The 20,618-nt window shown below is 54.5% G+C and carries 19 protein-coding genes; 7 read left to right on the top strand and 12 right to left on the bottom strand.

Annotated features, from left to right (window positions below):
• Positions 1 to 58: 58 nt before the first annotated feature.
• From AYM40_RS21005 to AYM40_RS20995, 3 genes are all read right to left on the bottom strand, one after another.
• The gene (locus tag AYM40_RS21005) at positions 59 to 766 is read right to left on the bottom strand and encodes a TIGR02594 family protein (RefSeq protein ID WP_148662265.1); all 708 of its coding nucleotides are present in this window, start codon (positions 764 to 766) and stop codon (positions 59 to 61) included.
• Between the two features lie 11 nt (positions 767 to 777).
• On the bottom strand, positions 778 to 2,253 hold the full coding sequence (locus AYM40_RS21000; RefSeq protein ID WP_063498230.1) for a S1 family peptidase: 1,476 nt from the start codon (positions 2,251 to 2,253) through the stop codon (positions 778 to 780).
• Positions 2,254 to 2,353: 100 nt separating this feature from the next.
• The gene (locus AYM40_RS20995) at positions 2,354 to 3,880 is read right to left on the bottom strand and encodes a hypothetical protein (RefSeq protein WP_148662264.1); all 1,527 of its coding nucleotides are present in this window, start codon (positions 3,878 to 3,880) and stop codon (positions 2,354 to 2,356) included.
• 958 nt (positions 3,881 to 4,838) lie between these two features.
• Here AYM40_RS20995 and AYM40_RS20990 point away from each other — a divergent pair.
• The 3 genes from AYM40_RS20990 to AYM40_RS20980 all read left to right on the top strand — a co-directional run bounded on the left by AYM40_RS20990 (position 4,839) and on the right by AYM40_RS20980 (position 7,235).
• Positions 4,839 to 5,402 (top strand): hypothetical protein, encoded by a 564-nt coding sequence (locus AYM40_RS20990; RefSeq protein ID WP_063498228.1) that lies wholly within the window; start codon positions 4,839 to 4,841, stop codon positions 5,400 to 5,402.
• A gap of 431 nt (positions 5,403 to 5,833) precedes the next feature.
• Positions 5,834 to 6,670 (top strand): bis-aminopropyl spermidine synthase family protein, encoded by an 837-nt coding sequence (locus AYM40_RS20985; protein ID WP_063498227.1) that lies wholly within the window; start codon positions 5,834 to 5,836, stop codon positions 6,668 to 6,670.
• A complete protein-coding gene (locus AYM40_RS20980) occupies positions 6,663 to 7,235 on the top strand; it encodes a hypothetical protein (protein ID WP_063498226.1) in 573 nt (190 codons plus the stop codon). Before AYM40_RS20985 ends, AYM40_RS20980 begins: the two co-directional genes overlap by 8 nt.
• On the opposite strand, the gene AYM40_RS20975 is transcribed toward AYM40_RS20980, so the two are convergent.
• The 3 genes from AYM40_RS20975 to AYM40_RS38750 are packed head-to-tail and all read right to left on the bottom strand — an operon-like array spanning position 7,232 to position 9,247.
• Positions 7,232 to 7,861, bottom strand: a complete 630-nt coding sequence (locus tag AYM40_RS20975) for a hypothetical protein (RefSeq protein WP_063498225.1) — start codon at positions 7,859 to 7,861, stop codon at positions 7,232 to 7,234. The two genes, AYM40_RS20980 and AYM40_RS20975, sit on opposite strands and share 4 nt — an antisense overlap.
• Positions 7,862 to 7,866: 5 nt before the next feature.
• Positions 7,867 to 8,889, bottom strand: a complete 1,023-nt coding sequence (locus AYM40_RS20970) for an ImmA/IrrE family metallo-endopeptidase (protein WP_063498224.1) — start codon at positions 8,887 to 8,889, stop codon at positions 7,867 to 7,869.
• Positions 8,867 to 9,247: a DNA-binding protein gene (locus AYM40_RS38750; RefSeq protein WP_082855481.1), complete on the bottom strand. Its 381-nt coding sequence runs from the start codon at positions 9,245 to 9,247 to the stop codon at positions 8,867 to 8,869. Before AYM40_RS38750 ends, AYM40_RS20970 begins: the two co-directional genes overlap by 23 nt.
• A gap of 80 nt (positions 9,248 to 9,327) precedes the next feature.
• On the opposite strand from AYM40_RS38750, the gene AYM40_RS20965 reads away from it, so the two are divergent.
• Complete coding sequence (locus AYM40_RS20965) at positions 9,328 to 10,125, top strand: hypothetical protein (RefSeq protein WP_063500589.1); 798 nt, start codon at positions 9,328 to 9,330, stop codon at positions 10,123 to 10,125.
• A gap of 98 nt (positions 10,126 to 10,223) precedes the next feature.
• Positions 10,224 to 10,817 carry an ATP-binding protein gene (locus AYM40_RS20960; protein WP_148662263.1) on the top strand — a complete coding sequence of 198 codons (594 nt, stop codon included), beginning with the start codon at positions 10,224 to 10,226 and terminating at the stop codon, positions 10,815 to 10,817.
• A 351-nt stretch (positions 10,818 to 11,168) separates the two neighbouring features.
• Here the strand turns inward: AYM40_RS20960 and AYM40_RS20955 are convergent, their stop codons facing one another.
• The 3 genes from AYM40_RS20955 to AYM40_RS20945 form a co-directional block, all read right to left on the bottom strand.
• Positions 11,169 to 11,564, bottom strand: a complete 396-nt coding sequence (locus tag AYM40_RS20955) for a nucleoside 2-deoxyribosyltransferase (RefSeq protein ID WP_063498222.1) — start codon at positions 11,562 to 11,564, stop codon at positions 11,169 to 11,171.
• Positions 11,554 to 13,368, bottom strand: coding sequence for an SIR2 family protein (locus AYM40_RS20950; protein ID WP_148662262.1), 1,815 nt, complete (start codon positions 13,366 to 13,368; stop codon positions 11,554 to 11,556). Before AYM40_RS20950 ends, AYM40_RS20955 begins: the two co-directional genes overlap by 11 nt.
• 295 nt (positions 13,369 to 13,663) lie before the next feature.
• Positions 13,664 to 15,517, bottom strand: coding sequence for a reverse transcriptase domain-containing protein (locus tag AYM40_RS20945; RefSeq protein WP_063498220.1), 1,854 nt, complete (start codon positions 15,515 to 15,517; stop codon positions 13,664 to 13,666).
• A gap of 685 nt (positions 15,518 to 16,202) precedes the next feature.
• Between AYM40_RS20945 and AYM40_RS20940 the strand changes: the two genes are divergently transcribed.
• Complete coding sequence (locus AYM40_RS20940) at positions 16,203 to 16,481, top strand: H-NS family nucleoid-associated regulatory protein (protein WP_063498219.1); 279 nt, start codon at positions 16,203 to 16,205, stop codon at positions 16,479 to 16,481.
• A 174-nt stretch (positions 16,482 to 16,655) separates the two neighbouring features.
• Here AYM40_RS20940 and AYM40_RS20935 read toward each other — a convergent pair whose 3' ends face one another.
• Positions 16,656 to 18,212: a HEPN domain-containing protein gene (locus tag AYM40_RS20935; protein ID WP_236721134.1), complete on the bottom strand. Its 1,557-nt coding sequence runs from the start codon at positions 18,210 to 18,212 to the stop codon at positions 16,656 to 16,658.
• 235 nt (positions 18,213 to 18,447) lie between these two features.
• Between AYM40_RS20935 and AYM40_RS20930 the strand changes: the two genes are divergently transcribed.
• On the top strand, positions 18,448 to 18,675 hold the full coding sequence (locus AYM40_RS20930) for a hypothetical protein (RefSeq protein WP_063498217.1): 228 nt from the start codon (positions 18,448 to 18,450) through the stop codon (positions 18,673 to 18,675).
• Here AYM40_RS20930 and AYM40_RS20925 read toward each other — a convergent pair.
• Positions 18,661 to 20,106, bottom strand: coding sequence for a caspase family protein (locus AYM40_RS20925; protein ID WP_063498216.1), 1,446 nt, complete (start codon positions 20,104 to 20,106; stop codon positions 18,661 to 18,663). The genes AYM40_RS20930 and AYM40_RS20925 overlap by 15 nt on opposite strands.
• Entirely contained in the window at positions 20,103 to 20,615 is a 513-nt protein-coding gene (locus AYM40_RS20920; protein WP_063498215.1) for a hypothetical protein, read from the bottom strand. Before AYM40_RS20920 ends, AYM40_RS20925 begins: the two co-directional genes overlap by 4 nt.
• Positions 20,616 to 20,618 lie beyond the last annotated feature (3 nt).

Genomic DNA, 20,618 nt, shown 5'->3' with positions numbered 1-20,618 from the left:
GGACACGGTTTGCCTCGCAGACTGATCTCAACTTGGCCCAGGGGTCCAGGCGACGAGTTCACTTCTTCACTGGGCGGCGATAGCCGTCTATCGGCATATAACCAACAAGGGGAAAGTGAGATACATTCACGGAGGTGAAGTGCTTGCCGGCATGCTGATTCCCACCGAGCACAAACACTCGGTCACCATCTCGATATAGAAACAGCGCGATGTGACCGTGCCCCTGCCTAGCGGCGTCAGGATCCTTGTCGCGAAAGACAACGAAGTCACCCGGTTTCGGATCTGTTACCTGCAGCCCATATGTTCGGAATGATCCTGATGATGCGCTATTTGTACCCTTAAAGCCCAATCTATCGAGACACCAGTTCTGAAACGCTGCGCACCACGGGACGAGGTCGTTATGTGCTGTGCTAGCGGTCGACCGGAAGAACTGAACGATGACGGGATTCCATCGATTCTTCCACTGCGAATTGTAGAGCTCACCGTCTTTGTTCCGCACGGTGAGATTCATGAAATAATATTCGATATCCTGAAGTGAACCCGTTGTGGGCGCTGCATCAAGAATCTGACGAGCAAGCTTCTCCTCCTCATCCAGCGCCGGATTTGTACCAAAAGGGATGTCATGAGGTAAGGAGTCCCCTGTATCGCTGTAGTCGATATCGCCAGAAAAAACTGGATCGGCCTGCTCCACTCCAAACGCTAGTGGCGTCATCGCAAGCGAAATAGAGACTGCAGCAGACTGCCCAAAAAAATTGCGTCGGTTCACAGGTCTTCCCTTTACTCGATTGGTTTTTGAATCGTGATAAGTGTCCCAAAGAATGCGGCAGGACCTCCATTGGTTGCAGGCGAGGAGGCTTTGTATGTCTGGGTTACAACTTTTGCATCTTCGCTAAGTACGGGTACATTCGCCACTATCCCGTTTGCCGCGCTAGAAACAATGTGAAAGTCCGTTATTTTGTATCCGGGCTCTGCAGCAAAGACTTTCACGGGCAACGGAGTGTTGCCGACGTGCCCCAACGTAATCGAATATCCAACCTCCACCTGGCTGAGATGACGGGGAAGCGAGGCGGGCTTGGCCCAACTCACGCTGGGCGCGGGAGCTGCAAGCGCGGTCGCCCCTGCAATGACCGAATTCCAGTCAAAGTTCTCACCCCAGACCGGCGCGGCAGTTTGCGAATACCAGTCGAATCCCTTGCCCGTTTTTGTCTTCTTGGGACTATCCTGGGTTGTCACGTAGTAGTACAAGTCAGGCGACTTCGGACCTTCAACCCCCACGTACTTATGTTCCCCCTCCGACGACGTCTTCGAAGTGTCGAACCATGTTTTGTACAAGACCCCCACTTTATTGTTTACCTTTGAAGCACCCGCCTTGACGTCAACATCAAACCGCACATCTTGCGAGATCAACGCTTTTGCGGCCGGATCCGTAACATCACTGAAGTCCAACGCTTGCGGCGAGTTTGACGACGGTGCCGCCGCCCCCCACGTCATGGATAGCAGTGTCAGACGAAGATTGGTCTCAGACGGAGAGGCATGAAACTTTTCACTCGCAGCAATGACACTCTTTAGCTTGACAGCCACAGAACTGAACAAGATAACTCGTGCGTGCCCCATCTCCTCACCGGACAGCCCGTTCTTCTCCTTGAATTCCGAGTTGGGAACGCCCGAGTGCACAAAGCCGACTACTTGTCTCGTCGTTTTAAGATAGACGGGGCCGCCGCTAAATCCCGGCCAGATGTCGATATCCGTATCGACGACTTTATTCAACTGCGGCGCTGTTGCCACGACTCCGTGGTAGTAAGCGACCTGGGAGTCCCGCCTGCTACCAGCAATGATGATGTCGGTTTGGGTCTCTACCGGAGAGCTCGAATCCAGGCCTAGCTTCTTTAAGCCGACCGGATTTTCGGCCTGCAGGTATCCGATGTCGACGGTTGCACTTCGATCAACGTTCGACGTACGGATGAGCTTGAATGCCGAATCGTTAAAGCCTCCGGGATACCCATAGCAAAGCAGAGGATCGCTGGCCGGGATATCGGGAATCACATGCGCAGCGGTGAGTACGAGGCCCGAGTCGCTCACAACGATTCCCGTTCCCATACTTACCTTCTCGCCTTGGTCCCATGAGCAGGTTATGCGAAGAACCGAAGATTTGTCGCGGACGGCAATGTCCGTCTGCCCAAAGGCAGGCATTACAAATACCGCATTGCCAAGCAGGGCAACAAAAGTAATTTGCAGATATCTACGAGCTAGCATACGCGTGCCCTCTCGAACCGTTCGGACGACAACGAGGACGCCATTCTGTCGCCCGGGATCCGCCACATGACCAATTAGCGGCTCCGACCATACAAGCTAGCTAATCGTGCGTGTCTGTCGCGAGCAGGCTCCTGCTCGAGCACACTCCGCCGGACTCTGGGGAATTTGCACGAATCCACTCAATTTTTTCAACGGTTTTGCGCATGGTTACGCCGGCGAAAGCCGCAATCGAGTCAGCGACTGCCTCGTTGTTCAATGCAGCGATATTTGCGCCTCTGATGGCTAGGCCCGTCATAGATGTAGCGAATGCATCCGCTGACGCAGCGTCGGTATCGATACGGTCAACAATAGCCATGGTCGTTGGTGGCTTCCCGCTGTCGGGCAGCGCATGTGCGGAGTCGCCAGCAAGACAATCGGAGCCAGAATAGAGGTGCTGCGTGCAGGCCGTAGACGTCGCGACAGCAGGCACAGTCGGCCCCGCTCCGTCAAAGACCGCTTCAACAAAGACCTTCACAATCTGCGGGGCGAATGTCGCTACTTTCGGATATTCGAAGTTTGGTTTCAACTCGCCTTTCTCACCTACCGAAACTGTCACACCTGAGAACTGGACGGATTGACCGGACCTGGAAACAAAGCTTGTAGCCCCCAAAGAGCCTGTCACAAGGCACGCGGATTTTGCATCCGCTGGCTTCGTTTGGCAGATTTCCTGCAATTTCGAAGCGATGGAGGTCGTCAGGGTCGCTTTGCCGGCGCCTAGCTCCGTTTGAATATCCTTTGGCAGTTCACTTACTATCTTTGTGGCCGCCGCCTGAGTGTCAACTGACACAGCGACAACGTGTCCGTTCCGAAAGTACGCGGTCTCATACGCGATAAGGAACCTGGCGGCATTGAATATCGGCTTTTCGCTGTCGGCACTGCCTTTGTCACCCTTGACCAGAAATCTGGCCATCTTTCCCGCCCTGTCCTGTGCCATGGCGCAGAAAGCTCCGGTTGAATGCAATCGCATAGCTTCCCGGACTAGCTTCTTGTCAGATACCGAAAATTTTCCCAAATCAATCTGCTGCTCTCCGTTGGATTTGACCGCTTCCTGGAAGCCAACCTGCCGTTGTCCGATCTCAATCACAAATGCGCTCGCATCATCCGCTCGCGCTTTGGCGGTTGCTAGGGGAGTGAGCTCCATACTCGCGCAATCGGCAGCGCTAGCTCCGAATGCGTTGCGCAAAGCTGCCATGACACGAACCGCAGTGTCTGGGCTAGAACTGATGAACCCTGTCGTAACCTCGCCCGATGTGGATCCCGACATCAGACTGCGACCTATCTGAATGTCATCAAGAGAAACAGGGGCGGCCCCCTTTCCGTAATCAGCGCCAAGTGACGACTGCGAATCGGAGCTGTTGATATATGTCAATACGGTCGACGCCAGCGTCTTGTCATCCATGCTCCTGACCGAAGCAGTGGCAAAGATACCCTTCATCTGCTCCGTCGCGTTATCCGTTCGCAGCCGGTATTTGGCGTCGTTCGACTGTGGCGATGCGCAACCGGTATCCGTGTAGCCCCAAAAAGCCTGTGATGCACAGCCAGATAACAATCCACAGGACAGTACGACGCACCATGCGCGCATTTTCATAGGGCTCCCCTCATCGCTTTGCGCTATTCTTGGGCATTACTTCGCTGTACGTCTGGCACCACGAAACTTCTCCAGGTCACAATCAGCGTTTCTGCCAGAGCTCTGGCAGAATTCGAACCACAAACTAACTAAGTTGCACGTCGCCGGGGCAAGCGGACTAGACCTAACAGTTCACTTAAAAGGTCTCGCGATAAGCAAACCTGTTCCCATCCTCAATCGGCCCAAGGCAAACGCGGCTTGAAGCTAAAAACAGGCTTCTCAAACTACTAGAGTCCAACCGGTACTTCGCGTCGTGCGATTCGTAGAAACCGCCGATCACACGAGAAGCTACCGCGTCGTTCTGCGCGAGGTCGCGTAACAGAATTCACTGCGGTACAACAACAGGTTAGGTTCTTGTCACGCGCGTCTTATGCACGCTAGCGGGCGAAACGGACGCTGGATAGAACAAATAGGAGCAATTCTGATGCGGCGGACTGGGGACAGCTAGCCAAATACATGAGTCAACAAACAGCAGGCATCCGATAGAGCGGCCAATGTGTCCAGTTGCGTCGCTCTCGGCAATCGCAATGCCTATGATGCGGTCGTGCTTGTACATTAGCACGCATTTTCGGACAAACAAGAAATATTGACGTGCGTCGTAGACCACCTCGTTTCGCTGCTCGTTTGCTGTCGACTAGGGCTTTTCCGTATCAACAGCAGCGGAAACGAGCGGCGCTGAACCGAGCGAATCTTGATACTGACGAGCCACCACCGTAAGCGCCTCGCAGGCAATCCAAGTTATCTTCTCCGATTTCTATTTGTAATCTTTCCCGGTAGTACCTAGCATTAGCTTGCTGCATATCGACGCAGCCGTACTGGTCTTACGGTAAAGATATTAAGCTACGCCTTCGTTTCCGGGAGGTGACTGCGCTTCCAATGCGCTCTCGAACAGCATTTCTGTTACGTAAGGGGATATGCCATGTCTCCGTTCTTAGCATGCAAGGTCCCGGTGTACAACCGAGGGGTGGCGCCGACAGACTTTCTGGACGAGCTCGTCAGTTGGGGTAAGTCAGCACCCAATGAAATATTCCAGCCCCGACCAACCCACGAAATCTACTCTTATGTCGTCGGCGAGCTCGGCCCCTACCCGCCGGGCGACTTGACCTATCGAAAGGCCGTGATGCTCGAAGTCCTGCGTGTACTGGCTGGCTTTGAGAGCTCGTGGAATTGGAATGAAGGCGTGGACACAAAAAATCCCGATTCGAACAAGCCTTGCACCATGGAGGCTGGCGCCTTCCAGGTCTCAGGTAACTCAATGAATTTCGACGTATCACTTCGAAGTCTAACCATTGAGGTCGCAGGAACCGACGACTGCGACAGGTTCCGGGAAGTCACCAAGTCCAATCATCCGTTCGCTATTGAATACTGCGCCCGGTTACTGCGATTTACGACGCAGCACCATGGTCCGATTAAGAACGGTGATGTGCTCAAGTGGATTACCAAGGCAGCCACGAAAGAATTCGTCGCAGCTCTGAACGAATGATAGTTCCGGTGCAACGCACGTCCGCGCTGGAACCCGAGTGGCCCCGCTATAACGCTGTTGCGCCCAAGCAGAATTATCTGCTGCAACGACAGACAACGCTTGCTAACCGCGACCTAATCGTCCGCCTTGCAGTCCCAAGATCCCGTTGATCATCTGTTTGACGGATGCCACGCCTTCCCATAGCCGCCCGACGAAACTGCTGATCCTCGGATTGGTTAGAGTCGTAGCCTCGTCGGGCCGCGATGCCGCCTGGGGCATTCGATCGATATAAGGACGGCGTGCGATTTCAACCGTAGTATGGTCTGATTTGATTTAAACTGAGTTCCGCCGCATCGGACCGGCCAGAACCGTATCGATTGTGGCTAAGACAATAACAAGTCCGCCGCGACACCGGGATTTGTAGCAGTCGCGCCGGATCACCGGGAGCTTCGATGGAATTTGACTTGCGCAATGCCATTAACGCCATTTCCGACGTGGTTCAGAATCGCCCTCCTCCGTTACGGGAATTCGATCAGATATACATGAAGGTCGCCGACATGGTGATCCAAGCAGAGTATGTCGCACGCGTGTTCAACGAAAAGGACGTTGTCTTCGTCGGCGACGGCGACGGTATCGCGCTGTCCGCCGCTCATCTGAAAGCGCAAGGCGTGATTGGCTACGGTCCCAGCTCCATCACACTTCTGGACTTCGATGAGAGGATCGTGAACTCGGTCCAGCGCTTTGGCGAAAAGCTTCAAGCTAAAGTCAAGATCTCCGCCGAACTTTACAACGTTGCAGACCCACTGCCTGCAAAGCATTTTGGCGCCTATGACGGGTTCCACATAAATCCGCCGTGGGGAGCTAGCAATGGAGGGCAGAGCGTTCGGGCATTCTTTGAGCGAGGAAGCGAGGCCACCCGTGACAGGAGTCTGGCAATAGTGGTAATTGCGGATGATCCTGACCTTCCTTGGACACAAGAGGTCCTCCGCGATACTCAAGTTGGAGCGATCGAACTCGGATATGTCGTTGCCGAGATGCTGCCGCAACTTCACCTATATCATCTGGACGACGCTCCAGACCTTCGGTCGTGCTCATGCCTGTTCCGACGGATTGATTCAACATGCATGGCCGCTGAGTCGCTTCCTTTGACTTCGGCAAGACTCGCTAACTTCTATGGGAAAAGCTCGCCGTTGAGATACCGGTATATACGCGAGCGCGTCAGCCTAAATCCCGACAAGGAGCCGGAACAACTCTATCTGCTTGATGCGCTGGAGGTGAAGAATGCTTGACTCAAGGAAGGGAGCTGGGCTGATCTACATGAAGGTCGGGCTTCATGCCCGGGAGACCATCGATGATATCGTCTCGCGCAAGCAGCGTGAATATGAGGAGGCGGGCTCAATTTTTTGGGGATACGGCGGCAGCACTTGCCATCCTATAACGATGGTTCAACCGTTCGCAAAACAGGTCGAACAGGCCGGTAATGAGGTTCTAATCATAATGCAGAAGATGAACTCTAAGCATGCCGCACCGCCAGAGATTGCAAAGGAGTACTCCGATGATGGTGTGGACTGGAAGCCCATACCAAAGGGAATCGAAGTACGAGGCTCCAGATACGCGCTGGTACTGGACAAGCTCGAGGTGGAGGAATTTGATGTCGACCTTGGGGAACTCGAAGTGGGTGTTGGACCTAGTCGCGGCAAGAAAGGAGACCGGTATCTGGTCGGCCAGTCGGATAAGGGGTGTTTCTTATACGCTCCGCGCGACGTTCCTATTGCGCCCGACGAGCGAATAATTAAGCATATTGGCCTAGTCGCGAGGGTGAAGGCTCCCTTCGCCGTTATTGTCAGGAACTAAGGCGGCAGGGCATATAGCAGCTGGCCGGTGGCCTCGCGCAGGCTACCTATATATGAGCGCAACGCCTCGAAGACGGACTGTGGATCAGCTGGAGCAGATACCCCAAAGGCGTACGTTAGCGCTTTGTCGACATCGGGCTTCAGCCGCACCTTATCCTGCACCGCTTTCAGCCCATTGCTCGACAGCATGGCGAACAGGATTTCAAGCGTAACGACCCGTCCATCGAGCGCGTCTCGCACAATCGCCAGCGAATCGTCAGTACAAAGCGCCGCTAGGGCTCGCTTGTCACCCGTGACAATTAATGTGTCAACGTGTGTTGCCGCCGAAGCGAGTAGCAACGCTTCGCCCGCGTCAATGTTTGGTTGACCAGTTAGTGTGTCAAGCAGGTCCGCGTCAGCTGTCTGAGCGTCTATACGACCAACGCCGCCAAGAAACGCCTCAATACGTCGAGCACTGTCCTCATCTTTGCACCGCTTAAGCCGTTCCTTCCCCGGCAGCAAGACGTACGGCGCGGCGACAAGCACCTCGACAGCATGCGGTTGAACGCCCAGCACTTCTAGCGTAGGCGCCAAGAGATCGTATCGCGCCAGCTTCAACAACGCATCGTTATCTATCAGGACGCGCATGGAATTCAGTCTTCCAATGAGCCCGTTACCCTGCGCAAAAACTCGAGAGTGTCCTCCGGTAGCGTTTCCGGAAGAATGTTCTCCCACATCGCCTGATTAATTACGTCTTGAGCTGGCGGGTTTTGTCCCTGCAGTCGCCTCGCCGCAGCGACTCCCGTCTTCCAGTCTCCGGACTTGTGCGCGTAGTTCAGCGCAATGTGACCGGGATCGATGCGGTTTTTTTTCCCAAATGTGAATGCGGCGTCAGCGAGCTCCGCGCCATTGACTGCTGCATCGGACGTGGTATAGGTTGCGTCGCGTCGGCCATTGAGGAGTTCAATTGCAAACGTATCGGCCGCGCGTTCCTCGTCGTCCTCGTCCTCCAACGCGTACGAATCCACGCCGAGCTCTTCATCGATGAGGATTTCATCGGGACAAACGTGCCCCAGCGCAATATGCGCAACCTCGTGCGCGAGGATGAAAAGTTGCCAGGCCCAAAGGTCTGAGCCCTTTGAAAGCACGATGACGGGGCGACCAGCGGTGTGAACAACCATCCCATCCATCTTGGACACACCATTGCCCAACTCGGCCAGGTAAACAACTGGAATGCCTGACGCCCAGCAGGTCATCAACAGATTCCTGAGTCCCACCCAGTATCCCTTGAAAGACTCCAGTATATGTCGGCGCAATTCACCAGCATCCGCCGGCAGCGACACAAAAGGCCTCCCGCAAGCAGCAGAAATAGACTCTGCGATGCTCGCAGCGACGGACGTAGCAGCGAAGAGGTTCTTGTGACGACTAGGAATCGAGCGTTTGTACTTGGTATCGCGTCGTCGCAGGCTTTCTACATTCGGCGCCTGATTGAACAACGGACTGGCCCGCAAGCCAAGTCGCTTAGCCAGGATTGCAGCGACTTCCGAAGAAGCAGCTTCATCGGAAAGTACGTCGGCGGTCACCCACTCAGGCAGCAGCGTTTTTTGGAAGGCACGAGGGAACCCAGCCGCTTCGAGCGACCCGAATATCCTCTCAATCTGCTTGGCTACGGCCACGTGCACCTCCTCTGTTCATGTCAGGCTTGCCTTTCAGACCCTTCAGCCCTTCTATTACTACAAGAAGTGCCTGTCCGTGCTCCTCAGAACCATCCCAAGCATCCACGATAGCGTCGCGTAGCAGCTCATTGTATGCGGTGGCACGGCGACCCAGCGATTCGCCATGTACACCATAGAAACTGCATAGCTTATTGAATGACGCGCTTCCCCGAATCCGCCGACCTTTGACCAACCGGAAACGCGAAACAGTCGGCTGGCTCACTCCCGCCAATCGCGCGATCTCATTGGCCGATCGCGGATCTGCCATGAGCCGGCTCATTAATTCGCGCACCCTTAGGTCGAGTTCAAGATCTTCCATTTCATACATTATACCTATACATTAACTCATAATGAATTGGCGACCATATCTGTTATGATTTCGCCATCTTGGGGAAGCCGATGACACTGAAACACCTACCGCCCGCGTTCTGCTGGACCAAAATGGGCACCGAGTCTGGCGAGACCTTGGCAACGATCATTCTGCGAAAGGAATGGGAGCGCAGATTGGGAGGCGGTCGCTTCCTTTGGGGAATCGGACAGTCCCTTGGTGACAATCCGGAAACGGCGGCCAACCTCGTCGGTTCGCTCATGGCGATTTTTTCGCCGATGCCGAGCAAACCCAAAGCAATTGACGTCGAACCTGGTGAGGTCGTCCTGTGGAATGGCTGGCTCGACAACAACGGCCAGGTCCGCTCGCTTCCGGCCCACACGTTCGTGACAAGCCGAGCGCGACTGCCGTCAGGCAAACGCAAGCAATCCCATTACGCACTCGTCTGCTCATCGCTTGACGAGCTTGCAACTGATAGTGAGCTCGAGGTCCATCCCTATCGGTTGACGAACGTCGGTACAGGCAAGGGCCTGGGTGCGTCCCAAGTCACAGCAGTTGTCGCCTGCGCACCGGCTGGCGAACCTGCGTCGGGCAAGAGTTATCCCGTCGCATTTGCAGCGGAACTCGAGGCTCCTTATTTTGTCAGACTGGCACAGCCCACTCTCTTGAAGCGGCGGGACGTGGCGGAGGTCGGCGCCGCGTCGCGAGATGGCGACTTTGACGGCTGGGTTCGCCTAGTGAAGCGCCTCCGAAGCAAGCCCGTTGTTGCGCGCACAGTCGGAGTTACCCCCGACCTTTTTGATTTTCAGACGAACGACGGCTCGACTTCGCTTTTCAATTCCATGCGCAATGCAGCGGCCTTCGCCTAGTCAAAGGCCGAAGGAAAGGCGTGGCATTTGTGCGTGGACAGCACATTTGCAAGGCGCAAGTTCACCACAGGCAGCAGTCAGGCAATGAGAGCGACGAAATGGGAAAAGTCGTCTATTTAACTGGTGCGCCCGCGACCGGAAAATCGACCCTGTGCCAGCGCGTCGCCCAACTCGTACCTGACTTGCGGGTACTGTCCTACAGTACGTTACTACGCGACTATATCGAACGCAAACACGGCCTTCAGTTCGCCGAAGACGGCATAAGGAAGCAGTCTGCGCTGGTAGTTACAAGGGGTGACGTCGCGGAAGTCGATGAGTGGTTGATTAATGAGGTAGAAGCGAGTCGCCCAACTCGCGATGTCATCATTGATAGCCATCCCGTCACAAAGGAAGAATACGGTTTTCGGGTAACACCGTTTTCGGTCAATAACTTAAAGCGTCTCGACGCTGACACTTTTATCTGCCTTTACGCGAGCCCTCAGGTGTTGGCCGACCGGATCCGGACCAATCCCGCTGGACGCCCATTGCCAACCGAATTTGAGCTTGCCATGCACGTACAAACACAAGTGTCACTGGCAACGCAGTACGGATTGTTGCTTGAGAAATCCTGCTATCTGCTCGACAGCGCTGTCGACATGGACGTGTTGGCGGCCGCCGTGCTCACAACAGCAAAATTGCAGCGTGCGCCCTGACTTTAAGTATCCACGATCAGGCCTCAAGATGACCGGAGCAGAATAATTCGACTTTTGATCCTCTTGAGCAAAGGGCTCGTCAGCGCGATGAATGCAAAAGTAAGCCCATGTTGTCCACCGAGGCGGTCAACGCCCCGAGCATCAGATCAGGAAACACAACCCGGCCTCACCGGTCCCTGTCAATAAAGGGCTTGGGCCCTTCGAAAATGTAGTCCAGTCCGCGCTCGACAATCGGGAGTTGATCGCCTTTCCCGGAACCTCCATGTCTACACCAAGCGCAGTAGCCTTTCTACCGTCGCACTCAAACGAGACGGCCCCGCACCTACACGTGTCGACTTTGCGAACCTAATCTCACGGTTTACACGCGGTCGCGATCCATTCACTGAGCTCGTGATTGGAGGAGACCCAGACATCGACGCAACCACTCACCATGGGATTGTGCCCCCAAGGTAAAGCGGTCCTTATGTCGCTCTTGAAGCCGACGATGAACACTCCAAGTGCCTTGCCGTAACCAAGCTCAATGCAGACGCCCTCGTCCAATGCTCGTCCGTCAAGAACGGCGACAATTACATCCGCATCGCTGATGGCTTCGATATCCTTGGCGAAGACGGCTTCACATATGGCTTTTTCATCGTGATCCCCCTGCTCCCTCAGAGATTCCACCAACAAACCATCCCGCTGGGGTAGATACACATCGCCAACGCGCTCGAGCAATGCAGTGAGACTAGTGTTTAGCTCACGCTCCATTGGACTGAACAACGGGGCCGCGAGGTAGAACTTCGGCCTCCCCGCCGGTTTCTTGGCAGATTTCTTGAAAGGAAATTTCATCGTAATTCTCAAAAAGAATAATCTCGAGTACGCGCTTGACAACTTCGGGCACTGTCATGTGCGTTGTATCGATATGCGTCACAGACGCACAGTTACGCCACTGTGCATCGACCTTCGTCTGATGTGCGTTGAGTTGCTCAAGCGAGTAGCGCTTTTCCCGTGCCCTCAACCGTGGTTGCAATACTCCTACATCGCAAGTAAGCATGATCAAATGTCCCGGGGCAATTTTCGCAACGTTCCCCTCTCTAGGGACCATCGCAGTAATCAGTTCCTTTGCACGAATGCGTTTTGCATTCTCATCTGTCGCGAAATATAGCGGATCGATTGGACTTCGATCAATCAGCGAGATTCCTTGCCGGACTTCGCTGATGCGACGGTTCTTCTTTCGAAACTGCAAATTGATCCAATCATCTACCTCGGCGCGCTGGGCGTCCGTCAACTCTTCCTGCGGTATCACCAACAGCGGAGTTTTACGGTCAACCCACTCGTCGAAGGTATCGAGGCAACGAATGTACTCAAGCATGGTCGACTTGCCTGCGCCAACTGGTCCGGTAAGGTAGTAACGAAATCTCGTCTTTACGCCATTCGGCTCATTGTCGCAACGCTCAGCAAACGCCTCCCGTTCTGCGACCAGCAACTTAGAAAACTCCTTAATCTCATCTGCCGTAAAAAATAGCGTAACCAGGTTGTACAGCGAAAAATTCGCCTCACTTAGGGCCTTTTGATAAGCAGCGTCGGGCTTCTTCTCGTGGCAATAGTGCACGACGTAGTGGAAATGGCCAGGATTGTTACGGGCAGATGTTCTCAGCACATGTTTCAACGAGCTGTCGCTTACAGACAGCCCCATAAAGACTACGGTCTGCTTAGAGAAATGATTCAGCAAAGACGCGTAGTGACCATCAGCGACATCGATTAACTGGTCTGCGAACTCCTGCTCCATAAAAACAATGTCGTCGCTGAAGCCATCCGACAAGCGATGTGGCAGAAACCCGTTCGGGTGATAGATGACCCCTTTTTGTCGCCTGAACTGGACCGATGGTTTCCAGACAACTTCGAATCCTCTGTCATCCCCACCTACGTTGTTCTCGGCGTTGAAGAGATAAAGCAGTCGCTCCACACTATCGTCAAAGTTGTAGTTGATGGTCATGGCCGATTTCTTGACCAACGGCAACAGATCCCACAGGTACGGATGATCTTTAAGCCCCTTGTCGTCGACTGTCGCCTTCCTATACAAGCACTGGTGCACAATATGCAACCATTGGGACGCGGCCATACGCTTGGCGTCAGCAATGTTTTCGCCAGCTGCACGTGCAGCTTCGACCTTGTTTTCGCGGAACCGTTGATATAGCAATTGCGCCTGAATCGCCAACCCTTCCGACGTTTCGGTCAAATGTTTGCCGTCGACGTCGGGGTGGGCTCCAATTTCTTCGACAAGCTTTCCCCATAGAGGAAACCCGAAGTTGACGCTTACACCGGCGCCGAAACAGAGAGCCAGCATATTGTCTTCATGAAGACGTCGCCGCAAATGCACGAGCGTCTTAATGTTCTCTTCGAGGAAGGAGGCCATAACAATTCCCGTGTATCCATTGAATCGGTTGGTTCGCCCGCAGGACGTATGTACGGCAGCAATCTGGCATTGATGAAAGTCGGCGCCTTCAAATTCCGCTAGCATGGCCCTCGGAACTACCAATGTGCTGCCTAGAACGCGATTTTCCGCGATCACCACGTATCCTACAATTGTTGTCGATTCGAGGCCCCAGCTTGGATGAACAGGCGGAGCTCATTGATTCGCCAAGTTTGGCGACATTCTGCTGCTTGCATGGTGCACAAGCGGTGAGGCTGTGTCCTTGCGAGAAAGTTGTCCCCAAAGGCCAGAGTGCGCTCGAACACCGCAACTTCCGCTTCGGCGTCGCGTCCAACCAAAGGTTCGGGCGAGGCAGGTCTCTGCTCGGTAGCGTTCGACCAAGTCTTCAGCCGCCCCCTAGCCGACAAGTCACTACGTCGGCGTCTTTGCGCAATCAAGCTTCAATCTGCGTGGCGCCGGCGCCGGTACCTGGTGGTGGTACCCGTTGCCCTCTGTCATTTGCGGGAGGTGTAACCGGCATAGCCTGAATCGCTTCGTGCGCCTCCATGAGCTGACGCAACGCCTCAAAAAATGGTCGAAACCCGGACAAATCCGGCTCGGAAAATGGCGCGGTCTGCAGATTCACAAACATTGCAAACTGGCGCTTCGATAGTGCTACGCTCGTTCCTCGGCGCTCCCCTGCTGAGAGCACAACGTCGCTGTCGACAATCAGAGATGTCTTGGGCTGGCGGGATAGGAAGTCCTCGCTCTTGTGAAAGCCGCTTGGCAAGAATTCGTCGCGCGCGAAGAGCCTTCGCCCGTCAGCATCGTACTGATACAGGAACTCGTCCGAGTAGAGATGTTCAATGCACATTGGCGACGATTGGTCACGATGCTTAGGAACGGGTAGGCACATCGAGACTACGCCGTTACCGCGCAATTTCGGCGATCCATCTGGCGCCTCGGCCTTAGTAATGGTGTCAGGGACGTCCCTATCGAACACGAATATGCACAACCGGTCCTGTTTGGGCCCTTTGGCAATGTCGTCGCATATCTGTAGCAGACGCTTATCACCCATCTGTTCGCGCTTCGTGTGATCGTCCCACTCAACCGTGACATCGGCAAATTCGCCAGCTTTCCTGAATCGCTTTAGCGCAGCATCAAGGTGCAGGTAGTCTGTCACCCCCTCGGTAAAGAGGTAGGCGCGCGGCGCGGCGTGCTCTTCGGGAACACGGAAATTCGGATCTAGTATCGGCATGCCTCGCGCCAAGGCCAGAAACGCTCGACTCGAGTACCCTTTAATCCGGCCAACGTACATGACTCGGCCTCTGATGATTTCGGCAAAGGCTGGAGCAGCTTTTCCCGGCGGAACATTTTTTCCATAGTGCGACGCCATGAACCTCTCTTTCGCGGCCTCAACACCGAATTTTCGGCAAGCGTACAGGATTGCCCTCAACTCCTTGACGTACTCCCGTCCTAGGTTCACCTTCTCGTTGACCGTCAATCCGGTGACCTGCTGCCGCGCGGTGCGCCCAAAGAGCCGTGTCTTACTGTCGCTAACCTTAAAACCTTCGCCCTCAATTTCTTTTCGAAGCGTCTCGCCCACCCGAATCGTAGGCGTCTCCGACAACTCGTCAAGAACGGTGCAAATTCCCGAGCTCATGTGCCGCTTGTTCGTCGAGAAAACCAAGTCGTCTGCGTATCTGGTGTAGACACATCGATGTTCACGAGCAAGTCGACGAAGACGAGCGTCGAGTCGCCAGAACAGGATATTGGAGATAATTGGCGAGGTCGGTGCCCCCTGCGGCAGTTCGTTCGTGTCGACACAAATCTGTGCAAGAACGGTAGCGAGGCTGTCTGGGAAATTGAACGGCTTAGCCCGGAACATGCCGCGCACACGGCCAAAATTAAATGTACCGAAGAAATTCTCAAGGTCGATGCGTGCAACCCAACGTTGTCCGACGTGCTGCTTTGCCTTGTCGACAACATCGCGGTGCTTGACGTAGCCATAGACATTAAGCGGGGTCTTATAAACCGCTGACAGCTCATTGGCCAAGCGGCGTTGAATTTCCTTCAGCGGTTTGATAGGGCTTTTGATTGTTCTCGTGCCACTCGATTTTTTCTTCTTGAGCTCATAGCTGCGATATCTATCGCCGGGCGTCAAGACATAAAGAAGAAAATTCAGCCGCCTGTGCGAGATATCGAGGAAGCTACAAAGATCCTCGACGCTCCGCAACAACAGGAAGGGAGAGATGAGCGGCGGTTGAACCGACTCGTCGAGAAGTGAAGTGATATTGAGAGTGCCCATCCGATTCTTCCTATCTGCGCTGCCGAACATGGCGTCCGGTATCTCGCGCCATTCCCGGCTCCGGCGATGAAGATAAAACCAAAAGACCATTAACCACGACGATTACATCGTGGAAAGACAATCGGACGGGCGGTGAACTATAACACTGGTCGCTCATTCGTTGCGCGTGCGTCAATCGCGTACTGAATGTCGCGTCAGTTCGGACCGCACATATTGCTCTGATGCAAGCGAGTCTCGCTGCATCACCATCCTGAAAAGCCTCACCCGTGCGGATTAATTCTTAGGTGACGCTGACCCGAGAGAACTAATCACCAATGAGACAAGCTTCTACTGGGCGAGCGCTGGCTTACCCACAGCCAGGCTGCATGCAGTTTCGCAATAATCACGGGCCCTTGATAGGTTATTGTTACCCACCCCGATCCCTACCCAGCCAGAAATCCACTTGTGTTGGCACTGCTCGATTACTTCGGGTGATGCTGGACTGCCTGAAACATTCACCGTTCCTTCGGTCATTCGCTCTCCTGGAAGTCCTCACCTTTGCGACGGGTTGACCACATCTCCACTGCTCTTGACTCCTGGAAACACGCACCATCCTGGAAGTCCTCACCATTCCCGAAGCGGAATCCGTACCCTCCGGGCTACAGATTTTCGAGGTAAACTACCTTGTCACGTTAAGGAGTGGCGTATGTCGAAGTACAGCGAGCTCTCGAAGCAGCTCGAGGAACTAGATCGCAGAATTGAGGAAGCGAAGCGCAACGAATATGGGCCTGCGCTCGAAGAAGTGCGAGCGACCATTGCGGCATTTGGCTTTTCGCCGGTTGAAGTGTTCGGACAGTCCCGTGGGGGCACGGCCAGATCGAAACGCGGAACGAAAGCTGGAAAGCGCGGCACACAAGAAAGACGCTCGAGATCAACGAAATCGGAGAGTGCGGATTCCAGGCAAACTCAGATTGAATTTGCGTAGAGAACTGCTGGCGGCGCGTGTCCTTGCGTCCATCGCATTGCTCGCGGCACCGCCTGTGCTGCAGCACTCAGTGCTGTTTGGTTGCGGGGCCAGTTCGTCCGACGTCGGCCCGCATTCCGTAGCTCCACTGTCCCGAGCACAACTCCGGGCATGCATCCGAGGCAACTAAGTGAACTATCCGGCGTCGGGCTCACGCGATGCAATGGCTGCCGAATCAGTACCGGCGCCCGACATTTCTCCATTCGCTCGCGAGGTAGCCGCCTTCAACGCTGCAATGTGCTGCGAGTAACCCCAGCGGAACCTGGTCAAACTATGTCCGCTCGAGTAATGCCGGCTGCCCCATGCGTCTGCGTCCCAACCCGCCGATATAAGATCTGATACCGCGAAGATGAACTCGAGCGAGTCGGTGAGGAACGGCATAAGCGGCTCTAACCGCTTATAGTCCAGCCCATCAAGACTTCCGTGCACGAAGAAGTTGCGAATCTTTACGGCGGTTCGTGCTGCTAACGCCAAGTCGGGAAACCACGTGCCGAGCCGTGAATTTACAATCCCCACCCGATACAATACCTTCTTCGTAAGCGATGGTTTGTCCATTCGACCTAGCGCACCTAGAACACTTGAACGTTCCGGGCTGTCTGGCAGGCGCCTGAAAATCGCCCGGCATTCCGTTTGAGCTCTCACCTGTTCTGAGGTTAGCTCGGCAGTCCGAGGGATGGCGTCATCTGGCAGAAGATCGAACAGGTTTGCTGCTGCCACAAGCCGATCGACATCATAGGAGTTGCCCTTCCGGACACAGCCCTCGTAGCGAATCCGTGCGGTTCTCCACCCAGATTCGCGGCTAACCCACTCAGAGACGACGCGTTTAAATTCTTCCGGGCGGCGAATTGCGTCCAAAGGCATGTCTCCTGGATGAGGAGCATCGTTCGATCGATTGTCGCCGCGCTTCGCTCCCTTGGGGGAGAACGACCAGCGTAGTTGCAGCAGCGGGCGCTCAGGGCGGTCTTCTGCGAGTTCGAGAAAAATCGCCTTGAGAGTTTGGCGGCGCCCGGAAAGTAACGACAACAGCCGGTGGAAAGACATCAGCCGTTCGATACAACCGTTGAAGGTGACTGAATTGGGAAATTCCAGCCTCACCAATATATGATTCTTCAAAGAAGTGTCTTCGGGGCCGCCGACGCTCATCGTTGGGCGGTGAAAAACCCGAAAAATCCCCAGCACTGTTTCGACAGAGACGATTTCTGTCTTGCCAGAAAAATAGAGTATCTCCGGGGACTCGCCCACCGAGATCTCGCGATTAGGCTTGGCCGCGTCTATCACCGCGTCAATGATTGAACCGGCGTTCACGACATAGCCGAAAGCGTCGAAGTCGTAAAAAACCGAAGCGATGTCTTGTGTGGTGAACTGGATTGCCCGTATTGAGGCTTCGCCCTCGGGCAAGTGGTAGGCGCCTGTAGCAACGAAGCCGACGTGAACATTCGCCGAGTGATGCTGGCGGCCGTCTGCTCCAAGCCCTTGCTGCGTCGAGCTGACAACGCAATTCAGACAGGTGATTTTCCCCTGGCCATGAAGCTCACCATGTATGACTCTGACGTCTCTCAAGCCTGCCAATGACTCGCCATGGTGTAGATGTAGACGTGAATCACTGCCAGCGATTTGGAGACTGCCGAAAACACTCTGCCCGTCCGGCAACGTGAGCAATCCGGTCAAATGTGATGATCTCTTCTTCGGCATTTTCACCATTAGTTTGTTACCCCCAAGGGCAGTAGCAACGCCCTCTGCTACCAACTGGCCCCTAAAGATTCTCTTCAATCGGTCGCAGTTGCGTGATGGCGATGTCTACGCGAACGATACGCGTCTCTGCGACGAGGACAGCAAGTGGTAGGCAACTTGAGGAAATCAGCACCACGCTCCCGTATCTCGCTCCGCGCCGTACGCGAACGTCCGAGGTCGTTACAGATGAATCAAAATGAATAACGTCGAACTTTATTTCTGCGACGAGAAAAAGCTGTCAAGGTCTGAAAAAATCGTGCTTAGGCAGGTCATCGAATGGCTTGTTGAAAACAACGTCCCTGCGGTTGTTCTTACCAACTGCTGGCTTGATAAAACTCAGATCGACAGCCGTCGCTTGCAGTTCGTCTGGAATGCGATCCACGGCATCATGCAGGCCGCTGCCCCAGGTTCACGGTGCATGTAGCTGTACGACGCCTCGAAGAAATTGCTGGCTACCGAGACACCGTTGTTCGAAGCTGACGTCCAAATTCGTAATTGTCCCGTTTGCGTCCCGGCTCAATTGGTCGACGGTAAACTTTCCATCGACCTCGTTACAGGAGTGACTTGCACCAGACAGCGAAATTCCCGCTCTACTCTCTTCCTGAAACGGATATCGTTGAGCGCGTTGGTATGTCTTTGTGGCAAGCGTCTCGTGGCTTGGTGCCGCTATGTCGAGTTCCCATCCGTCTTTTCCAACGAAGGTAATCTCGAGGCTCTGTGCATCCGGCTCGGTCACCGTCACCCAGGGGGTGGCACGGGTCAGGTCGATCTTCCGTCCGCCGCTTATGAATTCGCCGGCAGAACCTTCAAACTTCAAACTGCCCGACATCCGGTGTCCTTGCTTGGCAGCCCCCTGCGGTGGGGTGGATGATTCAGGCGCACAGCAGAACGTTGCTGTAGTTCCCGTCGCTTGACGGTCTTCCTGACCATGTGACGAATTGCCAACTGCCTGTCCAAGCAAAACGCTTCGATTATCCAAGCCGGTCGCATGGGTCACCGGCGGGCGTGTTTGTGAGTCCAGTTGTGCCGAAGTTAACCTGGAAACAAATCCCGCAAGCGTTAGAAGCTTACTGTCCGCCGTCTTCATTTCCTCGTTGATCAAATACATGCGACGCGCGATCGGGCCCAACGAGTCCGTTTTGGGGCTGGTGGGATCAGGTGCCAAGGGGACTTTCGTGCCAGGTTCCGCAGAGAAGATGACAGGGTTGGGAATGTGATATTCGTTCTGAAAACGAAGAATGGCCGCCACGGAAGCAAGGCTCTGCGTTGCTTGATTGGTTAGTACCGGCGATTCGAAAGACTGTGCCTTTCCGTCGTAGCAGGTGTCCAGTAACAGCACGAACGGTATTTTCAGGGACTCAAGGGCATCAACCAGTTCACCAGCATAGATGGTGTGCTTCGCAAGCTCCTCGACGTCCAGCCTCTCCATCGGACTACCGTATATGAAGTTTCCTGGGACCGAAAAGTGATTCCATGCGACGCCTTCTGACAGACCGTGGCCGGCGAAGTACACAACCAACAACGGCTTAACCGGATGCCGGACCTTAATCTGTGCCGAAACGGCCGTCAGCGCCCCGTAGAAGTCGGCCCTTGTGAGATAACGGTCTGATGTCGATACCAGAGTAATGCCCGCAACAGCCCCATGCGCGAGAAGTATCTGCGATACAAGCCGAGCGCTCGAATTCGCTCCGCTCAACTTCTCGAACCCGTGTTGCCCCGCCCTTGTCGGCTGAAAATAGTTTGACGACCCCGCCGAAAGAAAAAACACCTGATATGTTTCTTGTGCCCATGCGCTTGGTCCCTGAGCAAACATGACCATCAACGTCAATGCTGCGAACACAATGCGACAAATCATTTCCCTGCTCCACCAGGAGGCGCATTCCGTGAAATTGACGCCTTGCAGGCTTCCGCCAAACGGTCGGCTTTGATCTTCAGCGGTTTGTTATCCCGAGATTGACCGCTTCCTGACCAACCCGAGCGATAGGATTCCGCAGCTTCACGGAAATCGACCATGGTGGTGGCGACGTCAGGATCCTCAACGAAAACCCCCTGGCCCCAGTACGCTGCTCTGAACTGCGAAAGCAACATGTCGAAGCTCTTCCCGTCAAATGGTTCGACATCGGTTGTAGAGACGACTTTTCCGGCCAGCGTGACGATTGAACGGTATGTGTCCAGCTTTTCAAGCCACAGCTTGCGGCGAAAATCTATTTCGTCCTTCTTTATTAGGAGTTCATTTTCGAGGTAAACGCGATTTCGTTCCCCCGTGTTAAATTGATACACACCAACCAGAACTCCGGCGACGGTAATCACTGGCGCCAGCACGCCGAGCCAAACGTCCCAGCTGCGTTTTTTATCCTCGTCCATGCC

Origin of the sequence: Paraburkholderia phytofirmans OLGA172, assembly GCF_001634365.1 — a bacterium.
Lineage (GTDB): Bacteria > Pseudomonadota > Gammaproteobacteria > Burkholderiales > Burkholderiaceae > Paraburkholderia.
Note: the sequence above shows the minus strand (reverse complement) of the source record. Positions and strands in the feature narration are given on the sequence as shown.

Bases quoted from the DNA above. Each gene is read 5' to 3' on its own strand.
- AYM40_RS21000 (WP_063498230.1), bottom strand. From the start codon at position 2,253: ATGCTAGCTCGTAGATATCTGCAAATTACTTTTGTTGCCCTGCTTGGC.
- AYM40_RS20995 (WP_148662264.1), bottom strand. From the start codon at position 3,880: ATGAAAATGCGCGCATGGTGCGTCGTACTGTCCTGTGGATTGTTATCT.
- AYM40_RS20990 (WP_063498228.1), top strand. From the start codon at position 4,839: ATGTCTCCGTTCTTAGCATGCAAGGTCCCGGTGTACAACCGAGGGGTG.
- AYM40_RS20985 (WP_063498227.1), top strand. From the start codon at position 5,834: ATGGAATTTGACTTGCGCAATGCCATTAACGCCATTTCCGACGTGGTT.
- AYM40_RS20980 (WP_063498226.1), top strand. From the start codon at position 6,663: ATGCTTGACTCAAGGAAGGGAGCTGGGCTGATCTACATGAAGGTCGGG.
- AYM40_RS20975 (WP_063498225.1), bottom strand. From the start codon at position 7,861: ATGCGCGTCCTGATAGATAACGATGCGTTGTTGAAGCTGGCGCGATAC.
- AYM40_RS38750 (WP_082855481.1), bottom strand. From the start codon at position 9,247: ATGGAAGATCTTGAACTCGACCTAAGGGTGCGCGAATTAATGAGCCGG.
- AYM40_RS20965 (WP_063500589.1), top strand. From the start codon at position 9,328: ATGACACTGAAACACCTACCGCCCGCGTTCTGCTGGACCAAAATGGGC.
- AYM40_RS20960 (WP_148662263.1), top strand. From the start codon at position 10,224: ATGGGAAAAGTCGTCTATTTAACTGGTGCGCCCGCGACCGGAAAATCG.
- AYM40_RS20955 (WP_063498222.1), bottom strand. From the start codon at position 11,564: ATGGAGCGTGAGCTAAACACTAGTCTCACTGCATTGCTCGAGCGCGTT.
- AYM40_RS20945 (WP_063498220.1), bottom strand. From the start codon at position 15,517: ATGGGCACTCTCAATATCACTTCACTTCTCGACGAGTCGGTTCAACCG.
- AYM40_RS20940 (WP_063498219.1), top strand. From the start codon at position 16,203: ATGTCGAAGTACAGCGAGCTCTCGAAGCAGCTCGAGGAACTAGATCGC.
- AYM40_RS20935 (WP_236721134.1), bottom strand. From the start codon at position 18,212: ATGCCGAAGAAGAGATCATCACATTTGACCGGATTGCTCACGTTGCCG.
- AYM40_RS20930 (WP_063498217.1), top strand. From the start codon at position 18,448: ATGAATAACGTCGAACTTTATTTCTGCGACGAGAAAAAGCTGTCAAGG.
- AYM40_RS20925 (WP_063498216.1), bottom strand. From the start codon at position 20,106: ATGATTTGTCGCATTGTGTTCGCAGCATTGACGTTGATGGTCATGTTT.
- AYM40_RS20920 (WP_063498215.1), bottom strand. From the start codon at position 20,615: ATGGACGAGGATAAAAAACGCAGCTGGGACGTTTGGCTCGGCGTGCTG.